Source organism: Mucilaginibacter koreensis (assembly GCF_054783355.1).
This window is the reverse complement of sequence record NZ_BAAGQS010000001.1, coordinates 1,513,633-1,534,826: the sequence shown is the minus strand read 5'-3', so window position 1 is coordinate 1,534,826 and position 21,194 is coordinate 1,513,633. Positions and strand designations below refer to the sequence as shown.

The window sequence follows — 21,194 nt, the reverse complement described above, 5'->3', positions numbered from 1 at the left end:
AATGTAATTTTGTCTATTGGTACAGAGTGAGTTGATGTAGAAAAAGAGTTGTGACTGTAGATACCTCGCCAAATTCCGGCTTTCAATTTTTGTTTGATAATAATCCGCAACCCATGTGGATTTATGATGCGCAAACCCTTCAAATTTTACGGGTAAATCACGCTGCAGTTTTGCGCTATGGTTACAGCAGCCAGGAATTTTTGCAAAAAAACCTGGCCGATTTTTATGCCGAAAGTGCTGTTCTTAATAGTGGCTTCAACGAAGCAACACAAAATCAGTCCGCACCCGCCACTGTGCAGCACCTTACTAAAGGTGGAGCCTTGCTTGATGTTAGGGTTCACATTTATGCATTAATATATAATGGCGCTCAGGCACACTTAATGCAGATCAGTATTGACGATAGCAAAGCCCTTACCCAAAGTTTAACCGATATCCACCTGCGCCTGGACCGGGTGCTGAACAAAACCCCGGTAGGTTACTGCCAGGTAGACTGTAGCTGGACGATTACAAACTGGAACCCGGCAATGCAGCAGCTGATTGAATACCGGAGCGAAGATGTAATGCACAAAAACTTTTGGCTGGTATTACCCGAACTCTCGTATACCGATTTTTATATCAACTGCCACAAGGCCCGCAACGAGCAAACTACCGTTGAGTTTATACACTATTTCTGGCCGCTGCAAAAGTGGTTTTCTGTGCTGGTATACCCTGCCGAGGGGGGGCTGGTATTTCAGTTAAAAGATATGACCAACAAAAAGCTTTTTGAAAACGCGCTGGTTGATAAACTGGAACAGTTAAAACAGGTGTCGTTTTTCAACTCGCATTTTATACGCAAGCCGGTAGCCAGTTTAATTGGCCTCACGCAATTGGTAGAGGAGAACCTGGTGGATGTAACGCACTTTAAAGATGTTGCCGGTTACATACTGGAATCCAGCCGGGAGCTGGATGATATGCTGAAGCGTATGAACAAAATGCTGAATGCAGACAAAAACACCTATTTACAACGTACCCTTAACGGTTTTTATCTTGATGTGCTCTTGCAGGAAACTGTAAACAGCCACGCATCGTTTTACCCAAACGTACAGTTTAAGCTGGAGGCCAGTCAGGCTACCGCTTTTTATGGAAATGAAAAGGCTATACAGGCCGCCATTAAAAGTGTATTGGATAGTGCAATAAACATTGTTGTAACCGAGCAGCAAATTGTAATTAAGAGTCAAGTTAAAAACGGGCATTACATTATTTCCGCACAAAACCGCGATACAGATTTATCAAGCTGCAAGTTGCTCGAATACTTTGAAGCTTATAACAGAAACAAAATTACCCCATCCATCAGTTCGGGTATGGCTAAAATGTTTGCCATTGTGAAAAAACACCATGGAAATTTTTGGGCAGAAACGCTGCCTGCAGGCGGCTCGGAGCTTTTCATCAGCTTTCCGCTTGCAAACATGGCCTCTTATAAGCTGAACAAAGGAGACTACTTTTCGGTATACCAGCAACCCCGGGTGATTTTACACCATAATGCAGGGCTGCAATGCCTTACTGCTAATTGGATAGGATTTCATGATGCAGAGTCGGTAAAAGCCTGGGCTATTGAAATTTTACATACCGTAAGAAAGGAAAAGCCTCGCCTGCTGCTGATTGATAATTCGAATTTGCTGGGTGTGTGGGAAGGAGCGGTACGATGGGTAAATTTTGAATGGACACCGAAAGTGTACGAAGAAGGCGTTACCCACATTGCTATTGTATATTCTACGTGCGCATTTAGTCGCCTCTCTGCCGATCATGTAAAACTGCACTTGCGTGCCGAAGTGGTGATACAGCATTTTGCCACCAAAATTGAGGCGGTGAACTGGCTGAACGCACAGCAAAACATAAAAGATTCTGATTCAAATTAATCAACGCCGGGTGAAGTATTTGAGGCAAGAATAAGCGTAAAACCACGGCTTAAATTTATATTGGTAATTTAAAATCAAAATTCGCATATTTGCAGCGCCATAAAGAGCGGGGTTCCGTAGCTCAGCTGGATAGAGCAACTGCCTTCTAAGCAGTAGGTCTTTGGTTCGAATCCAAACGGAATCACTTCAATGCAGCCTTCAACTTCTAGTTGAGGGCTTTTTTTGTATGATTTGTATTAACCAGCAGGTTGGTAAAAACGAATCATCACTAATAAGTTAATTAACTTCAAGTCATTTTAACGCAATTGCGTTTTTATCGTAACTTTCGTAGTGGCAACGTCAAATCAAGCTAAAAAACTAAGGAAACTGCAGATTTTATAACGTTTAGGTAGCCTGCAGTAACGATGTTAAATGAGATACCATTTGATGGGTAGTGAGTGACTTAATTTATTTACAGTTATAAAAATACTTTCAGTAACCTATGAACAAGAAAGGTCTGGTTGATTATTTTGACTGTATCAATTTTGATCTTCACCTTATGACAAGCGATATGTAGGACAGATCTTCCATTTCAGCGTAAAAAACGCTTAAAAGTTAGAAAAATGAAAATGCCAGTAAGCCCACCGCCAGTAAAATAATGAGCTGAACGGCATATTCCAATGAAAACAGATCAAGATTTTCTGGTGTGTTTTTCTGATCTTGGCTTTTTGGGTTCATATAATGATGGTAAGCCGTGGTTAAGCAAATATAAATTTTATATTTATACTAAAATACAACATAAATAGTATTAATTATAAATTTGATATCATTTTTGTAATCCATTAATCCGCAAGTTAATAGTTGTATGCTAACCCTAAGCCAGATTTTTATATACCCTGTTAAATCGTTGGGCGGTGTTGCTTTGCAAGAGGCTGAAGTAACCGACCGCGGTTTGCAGTATGACCGCCGCTGGATGCTGATTGATGATAACAACACCTTCTTGTCGCAGCGCAGTCACCCGGCTATGGCTTTGTTCGGTTTGCAACTGGCCGACGATGGTTTTGAGATTACTTACAAGCCGGACGGCAGTATGTATACTATTCCGTTTCAGCCTGTAATTGGCTCAGCAGTTACGGTTAGCATTTGGGATGATACCTGTACTGCCATGCTGGTTGATACAGCTGCTGATGTTTGGTTTAGCCAGAAGCTCAACTTAAGCTGCCGCTTGGTGTATATGAGTGATGATGCCCACCGCCCTGTCGACCATCGCTATGCTAAAAATAACGAGCAGGTATCGTTTGCGGATGCTTATCCTTTTCTCATCATCGGGCAGGCGTCTTTGAACGAGCTGAATAGCAGGCTGGCAGCCCCGGTAGAGATAGATAGGTTCAGGCCGAATTTGGTTTTCGAAGGGGGAGAGGCACATGCCGAAGACATGATGGGGAAAATCAAAATTGGTAGCTTGAAGTTTTATGGCGTAAAGCCTTGCGCGCGTTGTGTAATGATTGGTATCAACCAGCAAAGCGGACAAAGCGGCAAAGAGCCTACCAAAACGCTGGCCGGTTATCGTACCCGCAATCATAAAATTTACTTCGGGCAAAACCTGCTACACCAAGGGGAAGGCAAGATAAGTGTAGGTGATGAAATACAGGTAACACGAACCAAACCCGATTTTATGCTGCAGCCGGCAGAGGTGCCGCTATACAGCCTGCTGACCGATGAATTTTAAAGAAAAACCATTCCTCAGCAGAACCAAGTTAAGTTAAAGTAGTTAATTATACATATGACAACTTCTTTTGAAATAGATGTACCCATGAAAGATCATCCCGTGGCTGTGATTATTACACCACGCGAGGGTACTGAAAGTGTTTATGATCTGGCCTATTGTGATGAGCCTTGCGGCGTAATGCTGTGCAACGAAAATGGCATATGGATTTATGAACCCCATGCACATGCCGCCTTGTTGTTCGATGCAGAGCATATTCAGCATCTGGGCGCTGCCATTAAGCAGCATCAGTGGTAATATAACAGGTTCAGGTCATTAATATCATACTACAATAGTTTTCAAGGCTTTATTTATAGCCATTAATAACGTATTACGCACCAATGCAAAATGAATACCAGCGCCTGCTGGCTGTAAACCGTTTCAAGCACTTTACCGAGGGCATCCGCCGGGATTTGGATGCGCTAACTAATCTTGTTGCGCAAATTTGCGAAGTACCTGTGGCGCTGGTAACCATTATTGATGACCAAACGCAGTGGTTTACCGCTAAATATGGAGTAGATATAGACAGTAATGAGCGTGAGCTTTCATTTTGCAACACCACCATTGCGCAGCCTGACCTGCTTATTGTACCTGATGCACAGCAGGACGAGCGCTTTTCTAACTTACCGGTTGTTAAAAATCAACCCAATATCCGTTTCTACGCTGGGTCTGCTTTAAATACTTATGACGGGCAGGCTATTGGCACCGTATGCGTGTTGGACGTAAAGCCCCGTGAGCTGAATGATATGCAGAAGGATGCATTGCGTGCTATATCCCGGCAGGTGGTAAACGTATTAGAGCTCAACTGGAGTTTGCGTAACCTGGCCGAGCAGTATGATGCGTTACAGGCCGAAAAACAATTAATAAGCCTGCAACTTAAACAAATAAGCGCCGCATTTAACAGCTTTGCGTATCCATGCGTTATTATTGATCAGCAGCACAAACTGGCTGCTTTTAACAAGGCAGCTGCAACTTACAGCAACATCCATTACCCCATGCCTTTAGAAGAAGGCCGGCCCCTGATTAGTTATATCAGCGAAGATAAGGGCAGGCGGCTAATGGTGTATATAGACCAGGCGCTGGCCGGGCATGAGCACCAGGTACAATGGCAAACACAAAACACCGGTGAAAATAGCAGGCTGAGCGTCAACTTCGTTCCTTTACGTGATGATATGGAAAATATCATTGGCGTAATGATCAGGACTGAAGCTATAAAGCCAACTGGTGAAATCCAGCAATAATCAAATCATATTACTAAAGCTAACGGTAATCAAACGCTCAACATTGCTAAATTGAGATTAGGTATCTGATTGTTTAAAATATATAGCGTATACCGCACCAGGGAATTTCCTGTGTCATCATATTGATGAAGGTGTTAATCATCCTGGTCTTGGCTTGGTGCTGGTAGCGTACATTGATACCGCCAAAGCTGCTCTGTTTGGTTTCCTGTAACTCAGGTAACCACAGCAGTTCTTCAGCCTTCGGGTTGATGTTCAGGTTAACGAGATGCTGAGATTGATTGTGCGTTAAAAAGATGACTTCGCACTGCATCTGCTGCTTAACCTCGGGCCGCACTGCCGCATCCAACTGCTGAAATAGTTCCCGGTAATCTTCCTCCCAATCGCGTTCTACACCACGCACGCGGTCATAAACAATAACGGGCGAGAAGTTGACATGCACATCATAACCGGCGTCATAAAAATCGTTCAGCGCATTCAGGCGCTTTTCAATACTGTCTGTACGTACATCAACCAGTTTGCTCACCTCCGCCGGCATCAGGCTGAAACGTATGCGAATCTTTCGCTGCGGGTTAAACTCAAGCAGCTCGCGATTTACAAACTTAGTAGCAAAAGTAGCCTTGGCGCGCGGGTGTTGTTTGAAAAACTCAAATACATCATGTATTCCCGGCGAAATGCTGTAGTCAATGGCAATGTCAGAATTACAGCCAATATCATAAGTATAATAATCCGGATCGGTTTGATTAGGCACACGCGGCCAGGGCTGGCTCATAATGTGCTTATCCAATGTGCGTATAATCTCATCAGTATTGGTGAAAATAGTGATGGGATTAATAGCTTTATGCCGGTCTACATAACAATAAGCACAGCCGCCAAAGCAGCCATTAGCCAAACTGGGTGCAATAAAATCCGAACTGCGGCCGCTATACTTAATTTGCTGAGATTTGAGGCGACCCAGCACCAATACATCAGATTTGGCCTTGTAATGCCCCATGCCTTCCAGCTCTGGTAAACGGTTGTGCTGTTTTACCTGTTGCAGGCTGGCATTCGGATACTTTTTGGCCAGTTGCTGCCCATGTTCATTGAGCGCATCAGGGGTGTAAAGAATTTGATTGGGATGAAAATCTGGCATAAATTCTATATTTACCTATATGGTTAATAACCATGCCAGAAGGGAATTTAACGGCTCAAAGTCAGTAATTAAACGGTCAAAAGTTATTGCACCTTCAACTGTTCCGGGTCGGTAATAATAATTTCAGGTTTACCTTTAAAATCAATCAGTTTGCCGGTAATGCAAACGCTTTTACCCTTGTATAAATCTTCAGGTGGGGTGGTAAATTTTTTGCGGTCTTCGGCTTTAATTACCAGTGTTAGGTATTCGTTGGGGTGGCTGCCGCCTACATCCAGCAACGTGAGGGATGAACTGGTAAAAAACTTGGCCCCATATACTTTATCATAAATGTTCACGTCCTCGTTCAGATGCTTGGCTGCATCTTTAGCCTCAATGCGAGTTTGAGCGAAGCAACTGATGGACAACAGTAAACCGGTAATGCTTAGTAATATTTTTTTCATCAGTAGATTATGAATTAAGTTTTGGCGGATAATACAGATCAATATAAATTCATGCTGCCCGGTTAAGCGCACGTAGCCGTATTAATCCAAAAATCGTTCACTGATTTAAGGCAATTCACCAAATTTAAATAACCTAAGGGTTTGGTTACGTAAGCATTGGCGCCGTTATCCAGCGAGTTTCTGATATCCTTTGGATTATCAGAAGTGGTAAACATCACCACCGGAACGCAGCGCAAAGCCATTGTTTCTTTAATTTTCCGCAATACATCCAACCCTGATACTCCAGGCAAATTCATATCCAGTAATATTAACCGGGGTTTATGCTGAGCTTCGGCCATAGCTTCAATTTTCTGAAGGGCAGTTTTGCCATCATCAATAATTGTTAACTGAGCCTGATCATTTACCTGTGTAAAAGCACGTTCAACAATTTCGGAAAAATCCTCATTGTCTTCAATATATATGATATCAGTTTTTCGCATCGGTAAATTTTGTAAAAGATACATAAAATATCGTGCCAACTCCAAGTTCGCTTTCCAGCCAAATACGGCCTTTATGCTTTTCTACAATCCTTTTTACAATAGCTAAACCAACTCCTGTGCCCTCGTAATCCTGCACATTGTCCATTCGCTTAAATAAATCAAATATACGGTTATAATAGTTTACATCAATACCTACACCATTATCCTTAATGCTATAAATAATTTCATAATCATTCTCCGTGCCGTTTACTATTACTTTTGGTGCAGCTGAGCGGCTCGAATATTTCACCGCATTGTTAAGTAAATTGGTAAACACCTGGTTAACCATCGTTGGGTCGCCTTTTATCTCCGGAGTATCCTGAACAACAAAGGTTAAATTTTGCGGTTTTAGGGCCATCCTCAATTCCTGTTCTATATCAGTGATCAAATTATGCATGTTTATAGGCACATAATTGATTTCGGTACGGCCAATTTGAGAGTAGTTGAGCACCTCTTTAATCAGGAAGTTCATCTTGTCGGCGCCGGCAATCACTTTATTGATTAGCCGTTGTGAGCCACTATCCAAATTCGGGTTGGTTTCAAGCAATAGCTCAGAGTAGTTTTTGATTGTGGATAAAGGCGTGCGTAAATCATGCGATATAGTGAAGCTGAAGGTGTCCAGTTCATCATACGCCTGCTTTAATTTCTCGTTCAGGATACGGATCTCATTGGCCTGACGGTTAATGGCATAAACCACTTCTTCGCGCAGGCGCAGCACCGAAGCAATTTCGGCATTGCTCCAGCGGCTGGAGGTATAGCGCACGGTTTCAGTCCATACATCAAACGAGCGGCGGGGCGATAGCTGCATTACGCCATCTTCGCCAGGTTCTGCCGGTTTGTTGGGGTCGCCTGCCCAGTCTACAGTGGCCAGTTGTTCGGGTTTAAACCACAAAATCATTTCGCCCATTTCGCTTGATAGCAAGCAGGCCAGCAAACCACTGGCTACAGTACTGTAAGTTTTAGCTTGTGGAAACAAGGCTGGCAGATGGTGGGTGTAAAATATTTTATCAACCAGTTGCGTTTTTAACCAGGCAGCCAGCTCTTTGGTTTGTTCCTCGCTGGGTGTTACGCCCAAAAGCGATATGCTATTCTCAAAAATTACAGCGGCGCCGGTGACTTGCACAGCATCAAGTACCGATGGCTTCTGTTTAGTTAAGGCGTCTTTAATATCGCCGCCTTTACGCAAGTTTGCAGACAGCGAGGTATAAACCTGGTTAAACTGTTCTGATAGTTCTACATTCTCCTCGTCCTGTTTAAATTCTAAAGCCGACGAGATGATCTGGCCGACCAGTTTAGCGGCCTCGCGTGCTTTAAAATCAATAAACCGGGGCGAATAGTTGTGGCATGCAATTAATCCCCATAGCTGATCGCGATAGAGTAAAGAAATACTGAAACTTGAGGCTACCCCCATGTTTTTCAGATATTGAATATGGATGGGTGATACGGCCCTTAAAGCAGAGTTGGTTAAATTTAAGGGTTTGGGCTCCGCATCGTCTATATTTAATGTTACAATAGGTGAGGGCTCTGCATTTACGTCTGTAATGATACGGGTGAGGTTAGCTATGTATAGCTGCCTGGCCTGTTTAGGAATATCAGTTGCCGGATAGTGCAAACCCAAAAAAGGTTCAAGTTCGGGATTCGCAGCTTCGGCAATCACATGCCCGTGGCCGTCATCCAGAAATTTATAAATCATTACCCTGTCGTACCGGATAATCCGCTTTACCTGGTGGGCTGCGTTCTCCAATAGTTCCTGCAGGTATTTTCCGCTTAGCATCTCAGACACCGACCTGCCAATGGTGCGCTGCAAATCGAAGCTTAAATCTGATGCCGACGGCTCAAATTCCAGTAGGTAACCGTCATCCGTAGTATTAAGAATCAGGTTGTAAGTTTTGCTGTCAATCGTAACCTGATAGGGGTTGATATTTTCAAAAGATTGCGCATGCTTGCCCAGTTGCAACAAATGCGTAATAAACTCGGGGTCGTTTTGGTGTTGTATAAACTGTGCTAATGTGCTTGCCGGCTTACCCAGCAGCTGAGCGGGTGTTACATTTAAATATTGCTGCACGTTCTCACTCACATAGGTAATCATATGTTTGTAATCAGTAGCAGCTAAAAAGCCATGCGCCTGAATATTACCCGGAATATGAATAGGTTCGCGGTCGCAGTTTGTTAAATCTACTTTAAAATCTTTCATGATAGAAGGTGTGGGCACGCTGCAGCCCAAACGTTCAAATATAAATGAAAAAGCAAGTTGTTAACAGAATTAACTTTACATTTAAAAATAAATCTTTACCTTGTTTTTAAATTCAGGTACCCTAAAAACAGCATCATCTGTAAAAGTTTATTTATTAATTAAATTTTACAGGATACCTGTTTACTTTTGCTAAAGCATTAACACTACTACATCTTTCTTTTAAATTTAACTGCCTATGCTTACTAACCGCGAAGCAGAAAAGCATCAACTACTTCATTTGCCCCGGCAAGATGAACGCATGGATTCGTTTCACTTTCAAACGCCTGGCTTAGTTGTAGTGTTACGCGGCGAAGAGTTTATATGTGAATATTACAGCGATGCCTTTGCCCAACTTTTTGGTAATCGCCAAATGTACCAGCTGCCTTTGAGCCAGGCATGGCCCGAGTTCATAAACCAGCCTTTTGCTACTCACGCGGCCAATGTTTATCAAAGCGGCGAACCGCTGCAGTTGTATGATTTTGGCCTTACTGCCGACTGGAATAATAACCGCACTTCTGCCCATCGTTTCTTCGATTTAGAATATTCTCCGCTCAGGGATGATCATGGCCAGGTTACCGGTGTAATTATTGCCGGTATGGAAGTTACAGAACGGGCCAAGGCAAACCGGGCTTTGGCCGAGCAGCAACTACTATTCGAAAATATTATTAATGCAGCTGGTACGGCTTTGTGGATGATCAATACCCGGGGTGAAATTACTTTTGTAAACCAGGCATGGATTGACTGGACCGGCAGGCCCTTAAAGGCGCATTTGGGCAGGGGCTGGATACACTCGGTATTACCGGCCGATCGCTACCGTGTGATTGAAGATTATATTAACCGGTTTAAAAATAAGGAACCCTATAATGTAGATTTCAGGATATTAAGGGCAGATCAGGAGTTGCAATGGGTTGCCGCCACAGGCAAGCCGCGGTACTTAACAGATGGTACTTTTGCAGGTTATGTAGGCTCGTGCATGGACATTACCGAACGCAAAAATGCAGAGCAGGCCGCCAGAGACAGCCAGGAGCGTTTCAGGTTAATTGCCGATACTGCGCCCGTGTTCATCTGGATGAGCAGCAAAGATCATCACATATCGTTTTTGAACCGCAGCTTTATGCAGTTTTTAGGAGTGGACTCCCTGGCAAATTACCCCGAAAACCCTGTAGAGGCCCATATCCATCCTGATGATCGCGAACTGATGGTAAAAACTTACCAGCGCTCTTTTCAGTTACAGGCCGAATATAATATTGAATACCGCATCAGGGCTGCCAATGGCAACTACCATTGGGTAACCATGAAAGGCTTGCCCCGTTACAACGAAAACGGCGTATTTAAAGGCTATATCGGCTCGGGCATTGATATTACCGGGATGAAGGAGCACGAGCAAATTAAAAATGATTTTATCGGCATGGCCAGCCATGAGCTGAAAACGCCTTTAACCTCTATAAAGGCTTATGTACAGTTGCTCATTAGTAGGCATAAAAACGTGGATGATGACGATTTTACTAAAAAGTCGCTCATTACAGTAAACAAGCAGGTAGGCCGGCTTACCCGCCTGGTGGCAGATTTGCTTGACGTATCTAAAATGGACAGCGGCCGCCTGAGCCTTAATCTGGCCAATATTGTGGTGAATGATGCCGTAAAAGAAGCCATAGAAGAAGTGCAGCATACCACAACCACTCATACAATAAGGTACACTGAGCATGGGTATTTTGAAGTAATTGCCGACAAAGACCGCATTGCCCAGGTAGTAACCAACCTGCTTACCAATGCCATTAAGTATTCGCCCACAGCGCCTGATGTGGATGTAGCAGTAAGCGGTAACAGCAATGAGGTAACCATACAAGTAAGAGATTATGGTATAGGTATCAGCCCGGCAGACCAACAACAGGTGTTTAACCGCTTTTACCGGGTGGAGGGGAAAAACGAACAAACTTTTTCAGGTTTCGGTATCGGTTTATTTATTGCAGCCGAAATTATAAAACGCCATAAAGGGCAGATTAGCTTAGAAAGCGAGCGCGGTAAAGGTTCCACATTTTACTTCACTTTGCCGGTAACCAACCACGAAATTTGAACGGTGCACAGCATTATACTTCAAAAAAACAAAATTAATTAAACACTAATGTTTTAGCGTTGTTACTATCATGAACATCTACTTAATATAAAACGAACATGAAAGATCAAACTAAAATTATTGCAGCTTTATTAGTGGGCGCTGCTGCCGGTGCAGCCATCGGCCTGTTATTAGCCCCTGAAAGCGGCTCAGAATTAAGAGAAGATATAGCCGATTATGTAAACGACCTGTTTGAAAAGGCTAAAGAAAGAGCATTAAACACTGCTGATGACTTAAAAGAATATGGTTCTACCGTAGCCGATAAAGCTAAAACCAAATTCAACAGCATTGCAGGTGATGTAAACGACTATAAAGACGAAGCTATTGGCGCCGTAAAATCAAAGTATTCTGATTTAAAAGGCCAGGCCGGTGATTTAGCCGACGAAGCTAAATCAAAAGCTACAGGTGCTTATGACAACGCCAAAGCAGAAGTAAAAAGTGCTGCCGACAGTGCAAATTCACAAGTGCAAAACGCATAATCCAGTTTTGTATTTACAATAACAACAAATGCCCGGTTAAGCCGGGCATTTGTTGTTTATATGCATATTGATGCAGACCTTATTTTACAACAAAAGTGTTGTCTTTTTCTGTAGCATCCATAAAAATACCGCCATCTAAAGTGATTGATGACAAAGTTTTAGTGGTGGCAATATTGACAGCCGTTTGCTTTTGATTGGCTGCCCAAACTGCAGGTGTTTGGTGTTTTACTTCAGTGCTGCCATCAGCGTAAGTAAGTTTTACATCAAACGGAATGGCAAAGCCGCCTACGTTCTCAACATTGAAGACATAGCCATTATTGGTTTTTTGAATGGTTTTTACAGCTATATCAATATAGTTATTGGTGAAAAACCAATTATTAAAGAACCAGTTTAAATTCTGGCCCGAGCCGCTGCTCATAGAGTTAAAGTAATCCCACGGAATAGGGTGCTTGCCATGCCAGTTGTCCATATACGTATGCAATGCTTTCTTGAATAAGGCATCGCCCAGCATATCTTTAAGTGCCAGATAACTTAATGAAGGTTTGCCATATTCATTATTACCGGCACCCCGGTTCAGTTCGTCGGTGGGGGTAATTACCGGCAGGTCTTCATAAGTAGCAGGATTATTGATGTACCCGTTTACACGGAAGCCTTTGTACAGTTTTTCCGCCTGCTCTTTTCCAACCTCCGAGGTGCCAATCAGTAATTCAAAGGTAGTAGCCCAGCCTTCGTCCATAAAACCGTAATGACTTTCATTAATACCCATGTAGAACGGAAAGTAAGTATGGGCAATTTCATGATCCTGAACGAATTGCGAAAAATGCGGGTCTTCGGTGTGGCTGTCGTTTACCATCATCGGGTACTCCATATCGGCAAAGCCTTGGAAAGATGTCATTTTAGGGAAGGGGTAAGGTACGCCCGGCCAGTTGTTAGAGAACCAACTTAAAGAGTTGCGCCCGAATTGTACCGACTGGTGAAAATCGGCTGCATCATCTTTAAATGCGGCCTGCATGCTGGCGCGACGCTTGGTGTTTTTATCCACCACAACACTTGCCGCATCCCATACATAATGATTGCTAAGGCCCAAAGCTACATCAGTGATGTTTTCGGCCGTCCATAACCAGGTGTTGGTGGCATTAGGCCGGGTAATGTTTTGCTTTTGCAAATCAGCCGCTGTAGCTACGTGAATGGTAGAATCGCTGGTCATGGATTTTTTCAGGCGTTTGGCATATTCCGGCTGTAATACTTCATCCGTATTTTGAAGTGTGCCGGTAGCCCATACCAAATAATTTTTGGGCACAGTTACGCTGAGTTTGTAATTGTTAAAATCATTATAAAACTCAATACCATCGGTAAAAGCAATACGGTCCCATCCGTTATAGTCATCATAAACAGATACCCGCGGGTAGAAGTAAGCCAAGTAATAAGTGGTAGAATCGATCATGCCCTCGCGGCCGCTTTCCAGCGAAATCTGGTAATGCCAGGCAATGTTCAGTTTCACTGAAGTATGGGGCAACAATGGCTTAGGCAGGCTAATGGCCTGATTGGTAGATGAAGCTGCATCATTGTTCCAGCGAATTTGCTTTCCTTCAACTGCAAAGGTATCAATCTGTACACCGGGTGTTAAATAATTGGGGCTGGCCGGTTGTGAGCGTGGCGCGCCGGGGCGGTGAATGTTGAGGATGAGTTTCATGTTTAGCCGCTTCAGGGTGTCGGGGCTGTTATTGGTATACACAATCTGCTCGGTGCCTCGTATGTTACGGTCGGGCGGCAGGGCTGTTACGTGAATATCATAGTTGGCCGTATTTTGCCAATACCTGGCGCCGGGGCGGCCATCCAGCGAGCGGGTACCATTTTGGTAAGCCCGCTTTACATCGCGTGGCATATACAGCGTTTGCGCTTTTAACTGCATAGCCGATGCGGCCAGTACCAGAACCGCACAAAAGGTTTTCAATTGCATAAGCTTTTAAATTTTGCGAAAAGTACGCAATTATTTAAAAGCTAAAGAGCTGAGATGTACATATTGTCACGCTATAGCTTGCACTGACAGGTTGGGGATGGGTTGCAGCTGCTTCTACTTGCTATTTGCTATTTGCCGGCAAAATTAACCCCGCATGGTCATTGGTTACTTTATTCACCTCTTTTGATACCGCGTACATTTGCATTTCTTCATCAGGGAAGGGTTTGCATAGCTGCATTAATTCGTTCAATGGCACATCATCAGATAGCCACAATTGCTGGTCTTCGGGGTGCAGCATAATCGGCATACGGTTGTGCAATGAGCCTACCTGCTGGTTGGGCTCGCCGGTAATAATGGTGAAGCTATTGTACAGGCGTTTAGTTTCGGGGTTCTTCCATTGCGACCACAGGCCGGCAAAGGCGAAAGGTTGTTCATCAGTACGGGTGAAGCGGTAGGGCTGCTTACCGGCTTTTTCAGCTTTCCATTCGTAAAAACCGTCTGCCAGCACCAGGCAGCGCTTGTTGTGCGTCATCAGGGGTTTAAAGGTGCGCAGCTCGAGCAGTGTTTCGCTGCGGGCATTCAGCAGTTTGGTGCCAATGCGGGTATCTTCGGCCCAGAACGGTACCAGGCCAAAATGAAAAGCCTGAACGCGATCGGGCTCATCAGCTGTAATCACTGGCGCCTCGCGGGTAGGGGCAATATTGTAGCCGGGTTGAAATGGGTCGATACTTTTTACCTGAAAAAACTGCATAAGCTGATCGGCAGATTTGGTTTCGGTATAACGTGCACACATAATAGATTGAGCTTATTTGAATATTAAGCGATTTATTTAAGGTATTGTTTGCTTCAGTACCTGCTCCAAACCATCGGCACCATTATTTGTAAATTAAGTATGAATAACGACGAATTTGACGACCTTGATTTTGAGCAGGAGCAGCCCCAGGAGGCTTTCCACATTGAGGCTGATTTATATGACAATGGTGAGTTCAGCAATATGCTGGTGATTCCTTGTAACGACAGCTATATTGTAGTTGGCAATAATGAACACATTTGCACCCTGGTGCACACCTGCAACGAAGTAGAATGCTGGGAACAACAGGAGGGCGGCCTGGACGAAGAAATTGTAGAAAAGCTCGGAGCGGCCATACAGGGTTATATTGACTCCATGTAAATTGGATGAAGGACGAAAGGAGAAAGGACAAAGGATTCAATAATCCTATCTTTTGTCCTTTCTCCTTTCGTCCTTTATCTTTTGTCAAAACTCCTGCTCCCCCTTCAGGGGGGTGGGGGGCATTACAATTCTTTTCTCAACCTCGCTACCGGAATGTTCATTTGCTCGCGGTACTTGGCTACAGTGCGGCGGGCAATATTATAACCGCGCTCCTTTAATATTTCGGTAAGCTTTTCATCAGCCAGCGGGTGGCGTTTGTCTTCGCCGCCAATGCATTCTTCTAAGATTTTCTTCACCTCTTTGTTGGATACTTCCTCGCCGCTTTCGGTTTGGATAGCTTCAGAGAAGAAAGATTTTAACAGATACGTACCGTGCTCGGTTTGCACATATTTAGAGTTGGCTACGCGCGATACGGTAGAAATATCCATCCCTATTTTATCGGCAATGTCCTTTAAAATCATAGGGCGCAGGTTTTTCTCGTCGCCGGTTAAAAAGAAATCGTACTGATACACCATTATCGCATTCATGGTTTTCAGCAGGGTTTGCTGGCGTTGCTTAATAGCATCAATAAACCACTTTGCCGAATCCAGCTTTTGCTTAATGTACTGCACCGCCTCTTTCATCTGCCGGTTGCGCTGCGAGGCCTTGTCATAATCTTCAAACATCTCCTGATAAGTGCGGCTTACGCGCAGTTCTGGAGCATTTTTTGCATTTAGAGTCAGCACCAAAGTGCCGTCATTATTTGAGATATGAAAATCGGGTATCACCTGCTGCTGCTTGGTGTTTACCTCGTTGGTATCACCCGGCTTGGGGTTTAGTTTCAGTATCTCGTTAACAACCGCACGCAGTTCCTGCGAGTTCATGTTTAGCTGGCGTTCCAGCTTATCATAATGCTTGCGGGTAAACTCATCTAGGTATTCTTCTACCACCAGCATGGCTTTGCGGATGATAGGGTCGGTCGTATCTTTTTTGCGTAATTGTATCAGCAGGCATTCCTGTAAACTGCGGGCACCTACGCCTGCCGGATCAAAAGACTGGATAACCTTTAGCATTTCCTCCACCTCTTCATCCTCGGCCATTACGTTCTGTGAAAAAGCCAGATCATCCGTAATGTTCATAATGGGGCGGCGCAGGTAGCCGTCATCATCCAGGCTGCCAATAATCTGCTGCCCGATCAGAAATTCTTTATCAGAAGCCAGCGGCACTAAATCCAGTTGGTTCTGCAGGCTTTCAAAGAAGGAGCTTTGTACGGCAATCGGCATTTCTTTACGGTCTTCCTCATCATCGCCGTTTTGGTCGTAACGGGAGCCGTAATCGTTTACGTTATCTTCCTGCAGGTAATCGTCAATATTAAATTCGTCGTAATCGCTGCTGTCGTCATCGCTGCTGCTATAATCGTCATCAGGGTCACGGTCGGGATATTGTTCCTCCGGCTCATTCATGTTGGCTAAACTCAGGTCTTCAAGGGCAGGATTTTCCTCCAGTTCCTCCTTAATGCGGGTATCTAACGATACAGTAGGCACCTGCAGCAGTTTGATAAACTGAATTTGCTGCGGAGAAAGTTTTTGTAATAATTTTTGTTGAAGACTTTGTTTTAGCATAAGATATTAACAGGGCAAAAGTACATCAATTTGCCTTAACATAAAAATAACGCTGATGTAATTGGTATACTGTTGTTAATGCTTTAAACGGCCAAATGTTTGCGGGGTTTAATGCATTTAAATAAATATTTTACCTTTACCATTGTAGTAACTTAATACTTTTTTGACATGAGTTTTGTAAAAGAATTTAAAGAGTTTGCTGTTAAAGGCAATGTGCTTGATTTGGCCATTGCGGTAGTTATTGGTGCCGCTTTTCAGCGTATTGTAGCTTCACTGGTGGAGGATATTATTACCCCGGCCATACTTACGCCGGCATTAAGCGCGGCCCATTTGTCTAACCTCAATCAGTTGGTAATACCGGGCACGGCTATTAAGTACGGTAATTTTATCTCACAAATCATCTCTTTCGTAATTGTTGCTTTTGCCTTATTTCTGATTGTAAAAGCTGCTAACCGCTTTAAGCGTAAAGATGAAGTAGCTGCCAAGCCCGATTTAGCGCCTGTGCCGCCTACTAAAGAGGAAGTACTTTTAACTGAAATTCGGGATTTGCTGGCGAAAAGAGGATAATTACTCGTTGTCTTTAGCTTTAAAATCAGTGAGGATTACATAGTCGGCCATCTGGCTATACTTTGCCCAGTTAGGGTTACTTAGTTCCTCGGGACTGGCATAGGCCGCAATGTTGATCACACGGGCTTGTGATGCATAGCGTTTGAGTTGGGCAACCGCGCCCAGCTTTTCTTCGCTGTGGAAGCCGCCATTTACCTGGAAGATTTTTGCGCCTTTATGGCTTTTGTAGTAATTGGCTATTGACCAGCCCATGGTGGCATCCCATAAATTCTGAGCTTGGTATAGCTGCATGCCACCCATGCTGCCATGGCCGCCCATCAATTGTGAGAATTTCTCATAATAAGCGCCGGTAGCAGTATCAATGGGCAGGGGAGGTAAGTAAGCTTTGGATTGGGTTGACAATTGCTGTAACGCTGCCAAACCTAAGCGGTTGCTCATGTTTGTATAGCGGCCCGGTGCGTTGGCGGCAATTACCGGTAAGTGACTGGTTTTGGCCAGCTCTACCATAGGGCGGTAGTCGGTGGGGTAGTTGGGCCAGGCACGGGCATCTTTAACCAGATATTTTTCTGATACCTGACCGGCTAAATATTCGTTCAGCACCGGCTGTACATCGGTTTCAAACATTTCTAAACTGAGGGCTGCCTTAGCCGGATACTTTGCAGCCAGCTTTTGCCATATGGTAAATTCTATGATGTGCCCGACGGAGTCATTATGCTCCTCACCGAAAAACAGTACATCGGCATTATCCATCTTCCTGACGATATCATCCAGGCTCACTAACTTTTTATCAGCGGTGCTATATACTTTATAATGTGTTTGTGCCTGCAGGCAAACGGGCAGGGCAATAATTACCAGAAAGAATATTATTGATTTCATGTGCAGAGGTGAGTTTACCGTGTGTATGGCAAATCTACTTTTAATGTGGATAATTACTTACTTGGTTTTACAAATTATTAATTGTACATTTGCGCTCCGTTTTAATAAATAATTACACGAACAGAATTTTTTATATATAAGTCATGAAAAGAACGTTTCAGCCTTCTCAACGTAAAAGAAGAAATAAGCACGGTTTCCGTGAGCGTATGGCAACAGCTAACGGCCGCAGAGTTTTAGCCGCACGTCGCGCTAAAGGCAGAAAAAGATTAAGCGTTTCTGACGAGCGTCGTCACAAAGCCTAACACTGATTGCCCATCCTCCTGCGTTGGGAGTATTTACGGCAATGAAACATACCTTTAAGAAAGAAGAACGACTGTGTAATAAAACGCTCATTGCTGAGCTTTATCGCAGTGGTTCTTCTTTTTTATGTTATCCGTTCAGGCTTACCTGGCTGCCGGCTACGGCTCTCCTGCCTGCATCCGCACAGGTACTTATTGCGGTGCCCAAAAAGCGTTACAAGCACGCCGTTGACCGCAACCTGATTAAGCGCCGCACCCGCGAAGCTTACCGCCTGCAAAAAGATCAGCACTTATATCAGCCGCTGCAATTGCAGCAAAAGCAAATCATTTTCTCCATTAATTACATTGGTAAAGAAATTACCGATTATGCATTTATGCAGAAAAAAATGCTGAAATTGCTGCATCAGTTAACCGAACTGGTTACCCAATGAAAACAGTGCTGCAAGGAATTAAAAAAGCGATAGGCTGGGTGTTTATCATCATTATCCGTGGCTATCAGTTTTTGCTGTCGCCACTGTTGGGCGCTTCCTGCCGTTTTCAACCTACGTGCTCACAGTATGGGTTAGAAGCTATACGCAAATACGGCCCTTTTAAGGGTGGTTGGTTAACCCTTAAACGTATTGGCCGCTGTCATCCCTGGGGCAAGCATGGCCCCGATCCTGTACCTTAATTATTTATCCATGAGCTTAATATTGCAAATAGAAACCGCTACTACTGCTTGCTCTGTTGCGCTTGCACGCAATGGCGAGGTGGTAGCCATTCGTGAAATTAATGAACGTAACCGCCATGCTGAAGTTATTACTTTATTTATCAATGAAGTGATGCAGCAGGCAAAAGTAACTTATCAAGATTTGGATGCAGTAGCTGTCAGCAGCGGACCGGGTTCTTATACCGGTTTGCGCATTGGCGTATCTACAGCGAAGGGTATTTGTTATGCTGCCGATAAGCCGTTGATTGCCGTTGATACGTTGCAGGCCATGGCGATGGGCTTTATACAATCGCGCCAGGGTTTGTTGAATCCAGAAGTGTTACTATGCCCCATGATAGATGCACGCCGCATGGAAGTTTATACCGCATTGTATACCATTAAAGGCGAGGCTGTAACTCCAATAACAGCTGAAATTATCGATGAAAATAGCTTTAACGAGGTGTTACAACAGCAGCAAGTGATATTTTTCGGTGATGGCGCTGCCAAATGCAGTGAAGCACTGGGGCATAATGCCAATGCTGTCATAGTTACCGATTTTGTAAATTCTGCCATGGGAATTACGCAACTGGCAGCAACCCGTTTTGCATCGGGGCAGTTTGAAGATGTGGCGTACTTTGAGCCTTATTACCTGAAGGACTTTATTGCAGGCGTTAAGAAAGCATAATGCTTTCGATTACCTGTCGGTTTTAAACAGGCGGCCCCACAGGCGACCGAAAAAGCCTTTTTCGCCCATTGGGATGCGGCTGGCATTCATCGGGTGTTCAATTACATTGCCGAATTTAATGCTGAAACCCATGTAAACGCTTGCTGCAGAGTATGAGGCATTACGGTTAATCAAATCTTCATTTTTATGAGATTGCCCCAGGGTAGTGATACTTTGCTTCAAGGCATCACTGCCAACATAAAAGTCGACGTTTGGCGATTTGACCATCAGTTGGGTGCCCAGGCTAAAGGTGCGTAAATCGTTATATATACCCGTTAAAGTAAGTATGGCATTACCGTATTGTATGTGGTTAACCAAGGCTGCTTCGGTACCGGGATCATAAAACTGTTTGGCTACAATTAAGGTAGGGGTGTACTTAACCATGTTATCGCCGGCTACATAAAAAGTGCGGGCGGCGCTGAATTCTGCCCGGCCATGTATAGGGGTATTAAATGAGCCGCTTGCAGGATACTTTTGTATCACATTGTTTAATGACCTGAAAATGTTGTCTTCGCGGGTGCGCCTGTTATTAAATTCAAGGGTGGTGAAGTTACCGAAATCATAAACCTGAGAATTCTTGCTCCAGTGAATAAAACCTAAATCTTTAATATTTCCTTGTAATATAAAGCCATCGCGGGTACGGAACATGGTACCAATACTGATGGAAGCACCAGGATTTCTGAAGTTTGGCAACAAATCGTGTTTCTCGAACTGACCGGGCACATAACTGGAATGCAGCTGGCCTCCCAGGTAAATGTTGGCATTTGAATCTCCGGAGTACTGCAATGCAGACTGGTTGATATCTAATTTGTTATATGCTATGCCCAGCAGTGCGCTTAATTTTATGCCCAGGGCAAATTGTTTGTTTACCTGTTCGCGGTAAGTAAAGCTAAACTGGTGATAAGCCTGGTAATATAGCTTGGTGTTTAATGCGTTATTATAAACAGTGTTATTGGCAAATTTATTTACGTTAATACCGCTAAAAAGCATAGCCAGCTGGTCGGTATATACGCCCCGTCCTTCGGCCCGTGTTTGTGCCGAAAATCCAACTTCCTGGTTGCCATCCAAACTGGTAAACACTTTGAACATAATGGCATATACATTGGCATTGGCAATTAAATGACTGCTTTTGGTGCTGGTGGGCAGCAGGCGAGACGAATCGCGTACGGCATAATTACCTACAAAAGCCCGTTGTAAAAGAGCACTCTGCGAATTGCCTGTTAGCAGGCTATAAGAGTTAAATGAAGGAATCAGAAAATTGAAGGCGACCCCACGGCTCGAGTCGGGAATGAAGGCGCGTTGTGCAGGGTTTTCAAACGAATCGTATAAGGTGCCGGTATTGTATTGCGAGTAACGCTGGGCAAAGGCGGTGGCACAGCATAAAGTAAGTAGTAAACTCAGTAAAAATTTGTTCATTTAGTAACCGGGTTTGCCAGGGTAATTAAGTATAAAAAGCTGCTTTTGCAGCTTTTTGCTTTAACGGCTAAATTGTAATTAAGTTAGGCCTAAGATATTA

General features: G+C 44.0%; 22 protein-coding genes and 1 tRNA gene. 13 read left to right on the top strand and 10 right to left on the bottom strand.

Annotated elements, in window-relative coordinates:
• The first annotated feature begins 50 nt into the window (after positions 1–50).
• On the top strand, positions 51–1,895 hold the full coding sequence (locus ACYVNW_RS06985) for a PAS domain-containing protein (protein ID WP_460679128.1): 1,845 nt from the start codon (positions 51–53) through the stop codon (positions 1,893–1,895).
• A gap of 110 nt (positions 1,896–2,005) precedes the next feature.
• Positions 2,006–2,079, top strand: a tRNA-Arg gene (locus ACYVNW_RS06980).
• A gap of 410 nt (positions 2,080–2,489) precedes the next feature.
• Here ACYVNW_RS06980 and ACYVNW_RS06975 read toward each other — a convergent pair.
• Positions 2,490–2,612: a hypothetical protein gene (locus tag ACYVNW_RS06975; protein WP_460679127.1), complete on the bottom strand. Its 123-nt coding sequence runs from the start codon at positions 2,610–2,612 to the stop codon at positions 2,490–2,492.
• Positions 2,613–2,739: 127 nt separating this feature from the next.
• Between ACYVNW_RS06975 and ACYVNW_RS06970 the strand changes: the two genes are divergently transcribed.
• The 3 genes from ACYVNW_RS06970 to ACYVNW_RS06960 all read left to right on the top strand — a co-directional run bounded on the left by ACYVNW_RS06970 (position 2,740) and on the right by ACYVNW_RS06960 (position 4,880).
• Positions 2,740–3,603, top strand: coding sequence for an MOSC domain-containing protein (locus ACYVNW_RS06970; protein ID WP_460679126.1), 864 nt, complete (start codon positions 2,740–2,742; stop codon positions 3,601–3,603).
• Between the two features lie 54 nt (positions 3,604–3,657).
• Positions 3,658–3,897 (top strand): hypothetical protein, encoded by a 240-nt coding sequence (locus ACYVNW_RS06965; protein WP_460679125.1) that lies wholly within the window; start codon positions 3,658–3,660, stop codon positions 3,895–3,897.
• Between the two features lie 83 nt (positions 3,898–3,980).
• The gene (locus tag ACYVNW_RS06960) at positions 3,981–4,880 is read left to right on the top strand and encodes a GAF domain-containing protein (RefSeq protein ID WP_460679124.1); all 900 of its coding nucleotides are present in this window, start codon (positions 3,981–3,983) and stop codon (positions 4,878–4,880) included.
• A 73-nt stretch (positions 4,881–4,953) separates the two neighbouring features.
• Here the strand turns inward: ACYVNW_RS06960 and ACYVNW_RS06955 are convergent, their stop codons facing one another.
• The 4 genes from ACYVNW_RS06955 to ACYVNW_RS06940 all read right to left on the bottom strand — a co-directional run bounded on the left by ACYVNW_RS06955 (position 4,954) and on the right by ACYVNW_RS06940 (position 9,161).
• The gene (locus tag ACYVNW_RS06955; protein ID WP_460679123.1) at positions 4,954–6,009 is read right to left on the bottom strand and encodes a spore photoproduct lyase family protein; all 1,056 of its coding nucleotides are present in this window, start codon (positions 6,007–6,009) and stop codon (positions 4,954–4,956) included.
• Between the two features lie 83 nt (positions 6,010–6,092).
• Complete coding sequence (locus ACYVNW_RS06950) at positions 6,093–6,449, bottom strand: hypothetical protein (protein ID WP_460679122.1); 357 nt, start codon at positions 6,447–6,449, stop codon at positions 6,093–6,095.
• Positions 6,450–6,511: 62 nt separating this feature from the next.
• On the bottom strand, positions 6,512–6,928 hold the full coding sequence (locus tag ACYVNW_RS06945; protein ID WP_460679121.1) for a response regulator: 417 nt from the start codon (positions 6,926–6,928) through the stop codon (positions 6,512–6,514).
• Complete coding sequence (locus ACYVNW_RS06940) at positions 6,915–9,161, bottom strand: ATP-binding protein (RefSeq protein WP_460679120.1); 2,247 nt, start codon at positions 9,159–9,161, stop codon at positions 6,915–6,917. The genes ACYVNW_RS06945 and ACYVNW_RS06940 overlap by 14 nt, the downstream gene beginning before the upstream one ends.
• A 235-nt stretch (positions 9,162–9,396) precedes the next feature.
• Here ACYVNW_RS06940 and ACYVNW_RS06935 point away from each other — a divergent pair, with 235 nt between their 5' ends.
• Positions 9,397–11,274 carry a PAS domain S-box protein gene (locus ACYVNW_RS06935; protein ID WP_460679119.1) on the top strand — a complete coding sequence of 626 codons (1,878 nt, stop codon included), beginning with the start codon at positions 9,397–9,399 and terminating at the stop codon, positions 11,272–11,274.
• Positions 11,275–11,372: 98 nt separating this feature from the next.
• On the top strand, positions 11,373–11,792 hold the full coding sequence (locus ACYVNW_RS06930; protein ID WP_460679118.1) for a YtxH domain-containing protein: 420 nt from the start codon (positions 11,373–11,375) through the stop codon (positions 11,790–11,792).
• Between the two features lie 79 nt (positions 11,793–11,871).
• Here the strand turns inward: ACYVNW_RS06930 and ACYVNW_RS06925 are convergent, their stop codons facing one another.
• Positions 11,872–13,752 carry a M1 family metallopeptidase gene (locus ACYVNW_RS06925; RefSeq protein ID WP_460679117.1) on the bottom strand — a complete coding sequence of 627 codons (1,881 nt, stop codon included), beginning with the start codon at positions 13,750–13,752 and terminating at the stop codon, positions 11,872–11,874.
• A gap of 121 nt (positions 13,753–13,873) precedes the next feature.
• The gene (locus tag ACYVNW_RS06920) at positions 13,874–14,545 is read right to left on the bottom strand and encodes an SOS response-associated peptidase (RefSeq protein ID WP_460679116.1); all 672 of its coding nucleotides are present in this window, start codon (positions 14,543–14,545) and stop codon (positions 13,874–13,876) included.
• Positions 14,546–14,644: 99 nt separating this feature from the next.
• Between ACYVNW_RS06920 and ACYVNW_RS06915 the strand changes: the two genes are divergently transcribed.
• A complete protein-coding gene (locus ACYVNW_RS06915) occupies positions 14,645–14,923 on the top strand; it encodes a hypothetical protein (protein ID WP_460679115.1) in 279 nt (92 codons plus the stop codon).
• 122 nt (positions 14,924–15,045) lie between these two features.
• On the opposite strand, the gene rpoN is transcribed toward ACYVNW_RS06915, so the two are convergent.
• Positions 15,046–16,524: an RNA polymerase factor sigma-54 gene (gene rpoN / locus ACYVNW_RS06910; protein ID WP_460679114.1), complete on the bottom strand. Its 1,479-nt coding sequence runs from the start codon at positions 16,522–16,524 to the stop codon at positions 15,046–15,048.
• 168 nt (positions 16,525–16,692) lie between these two features.
• Between rpoN and mscL the strand changes: the two genes are divergently transcribed.
• Entirely contained in the window at positions 16,693–17,091 is a 399-nt protein-coding gene (mscL, locus tag ACYVNW_RS06905; protein ID WP_460679113.1) for a large conductance mechanosensitive channel protein MscL, read from the top strand.
• Here mscL and ACYVNW_RS06900 read toward each other — a convergent pair whose 3' ends face one another.
• Complete coding sequence (locus ACYVNW_RS06900) at positions 17,092–17,967, bottom strand: ChaN family lipoprotein (protein ID WP_460679112.1); 876 nt, start codon at positions 17,965–17,967, stop codon at positions 17,092–17,094.
• A 143-nt stretch (positions 17,968–18,110) separates the two neighbouring features.
• Here ACYVNW_RS06900 and rpmH point away from each other — a divergent pair, with 143 nt between their 5' ends.
• The 4 genes from rpmH to tsaB are packed head-to-tail and all read left to right on the top strand — an operon-like array spanning position 18,111 to position 19,639.
• Positions 18,111–18,269: a 50S ribosomal protein L34 gene (gene rpmH, locus ACYVNW_RS06895; RefSeq protein ID WP_157542256.1), complete on the top strand. Its 159-nt coding sequence runs from the start codon at positions 18,111–18,113 to the stop codon at positions 18,267–18,269.
• Between the two features lie 41 nt (positions 18,270–18,310).
• Positions 18,311–18,697, top strand: coding sequence for a ribonuclease P protein component (gene rnpA / locus ACYVNW_RS06890; protein WP_460679111.1), 387 nt, complete (start codon positions 18,311–18,313; stop codon positions 18,695–18,697).
• Complete coding sequence (gene yidD / locus ACYVNW_RS06885) at positions 18,694–18,936, top strand: membrane protein insertion efficiency factor YidD (RefSeq protein WP_460679110.1); 243 nt, start codon at positions 18,694–18,696, stop codon at positions 18,934–18,936. The genes rnpA and yidD overlap by 4 nt, the downstream gene beginning before the upstream one ends.
• A gap of 10 nt (positions 18,937–18,946) precedes the next feature.
• Positions 18,947–19,639, top strand: coding sequence for a tRNA (adenosine(37)-N6)-threonylcarbamoyltransferase complex dimerization subunit type 1 TsaB (gene tsaB / locus ACYVNW_RS06880; RefSeq protein ID WP_460679109.1), 693 nt, complete (start codon positions 18,947–18,949; stop codon positions 19,637–19,639).
• A gap of 9 nt (positions 19,640–19,648) precedes the next feature.
• On the opposite strand, the gene ACYVNW_RS06875 is transcribed toward tsaB, so the two are convergent.
• Entirely contained in the window at positions 19,649–21,094 is a 1,446-nt protein-coding gene (locus ACYVNW_RS06875) for a DUF5723 family protein (protein ID WP_460679108.1), read from the bottom strand.
• Positions 21,095–21,194: the final 100 nt, after the last annotated feature.

Excerpts from the sequence above, each read along its gene's own strand:
- ACYVNW_RS06975 (WP_460679127.1), bottom strand. The coding sequence starts at position 2,612 with ATGAACCCAAAAAGCCAAGATCAGAAAAACACACCAGAAAATCTTGAT.
- ACYVNW_RS06970 (WP_460679126.1), top strand. The coding sequence starts at position 2,740 with ATGCTAACCCTAAGCCAGATTTTTATATACCCTGTTAAATCGTTGGGC.
- ACYVNW_RS06965 (WP_460679125.1), top strand. The coding sequence starts at position 3,658 with ATGACAACTTCTTTTGAAATAGATGTACCCATGAAAGATCATCCCGTG.
- ACYVNW_RS06960 (WP_460679124.1), top strand. The coding sequence starts at position 3,981 with ATGCAAAATGAATACCAGCGCCTGCTGGCTGTAAACCGTTTCAAGCAC.
- ACYVNW_RS06955 (WP_460679123.1), bottom strand. The coding sequence starts at position 6,009 with ATGCCAGATTTTCATCCCAATCAAATTCTTTACACCCCTGATGCGCTC.
- ACYVNW_RS06950 (WP_460679122.1), bottom strand. The coding sequence starts at position 6,449 with ATGAAAAAAATATTACTAAGCATTACCGGTTTACTGTTGTCCATCAGT.
- ACYVNW_RS06945 (WP_460679121.1), bottom strand. The coding sequence starts at position 6,928 with ATGCGAAAAACTGATATCATATATATTGAAGACAATGAGGATTTTTCC.
- ACYVNW_RS06940 (WP_460679120.1), bottom strand. The coding sequence starts at position 9,161 with ATGAAAGATTTTAAAGTAGATTTAACAAACTGCGACCGCGAACCTATT.
- ACYVNW_RS06935 (WP_460679119.1), top strand. The coding sequence starts at position 9,397 with ATGCTTACTAACCGCGAAGCAGAAAAGCATCAACTACTTCATTTGCCC.
- ACYVNW_RS06930 (WP_460679118.1), top strand. The coding sequence starts at position 11,373 with ATGAAAGATCAAACTAAAATTATTGCAGCTTTATTAGTGGGCGCTGCT.
- ACYVNW_RS06925 (WP_460679117.1), bottom strand. The coding sequence starts at position 13,752 with ATGCAATTGAAAACCTTTTGTGCGGTTCTGGTACTGGCCGCATCGGCT.
- ACYVNW_RS06920 (WP_460679116.1), bottom strand. The coding sequence starts at position 14,545 with ATGTGTGCACGTTATACCGAAACCAAATCTGCCGATCAGCTTATGCAG.
- ACYVNW_RS06915 (WP_460679115.1), top strand. The coding sequence starts at position 14,645 with ATGAATAACGACGAATTTGACGACCTTGATTTTGAGCAGGAGCAGCCC.
- rpoN (WP_460679114.1), bottom strand. The coding sequence starts at position 16,524 with ATGCTAAAACAAAGTCTTCAACAAAAATTATTACAAAAACTTTCTCCG.
- mscL (WP_460679113.1), top strand. The coding sequence starts at position 16,693 with ATGAGTTTTGTAAAAGAATTTAAAGAGTTTGCTGTTAAAGGCAATGTG.
- ACYVNW_RS06900 (WP_460679112.1), bottom strand. The coding sequence starts at position 17,967 with ATGAAATCAATAATATTCTTTCTGGTAATTATTGCCCTGCCCGTTTGC.
- rpmH (WP_157542256.1), top strand. The coding sequence starts at position 18,111 with ATGAAAAGAACGTTTCAGCCTTCTCAACGTAAAAGAAGAAATAAGCAC.
- rnpA (WP_460679111.1), top strand. The coding sequence starts at position 18,311 with ATGAAACATACCTTTAAGAAAGAAGAACGACTGTGTAATAAAACGCTC.
- yidD (WP_460679110.1), top strand. The coding sequence starts at position 18,694 with ATGAAAACAGTGCTGCAAGGAATTAAAAAAGCGATAGGCTGGGTGTTT.
- tsaB (WP_460679109.1), top strand. The coding sequence starts at position 18,947 with ATGAGCTTAATATTGCAAATAGAAACCGCTACTACTGCTTGCTCTGTT.
- ACYVNW_RS06875 (WP_460679108.1), bottom strand. The coding sequence starts at position 21,094 with ATGAACAAATTTTTACTGAGTTTACTACTTACTTTATGCTGTGCCACC.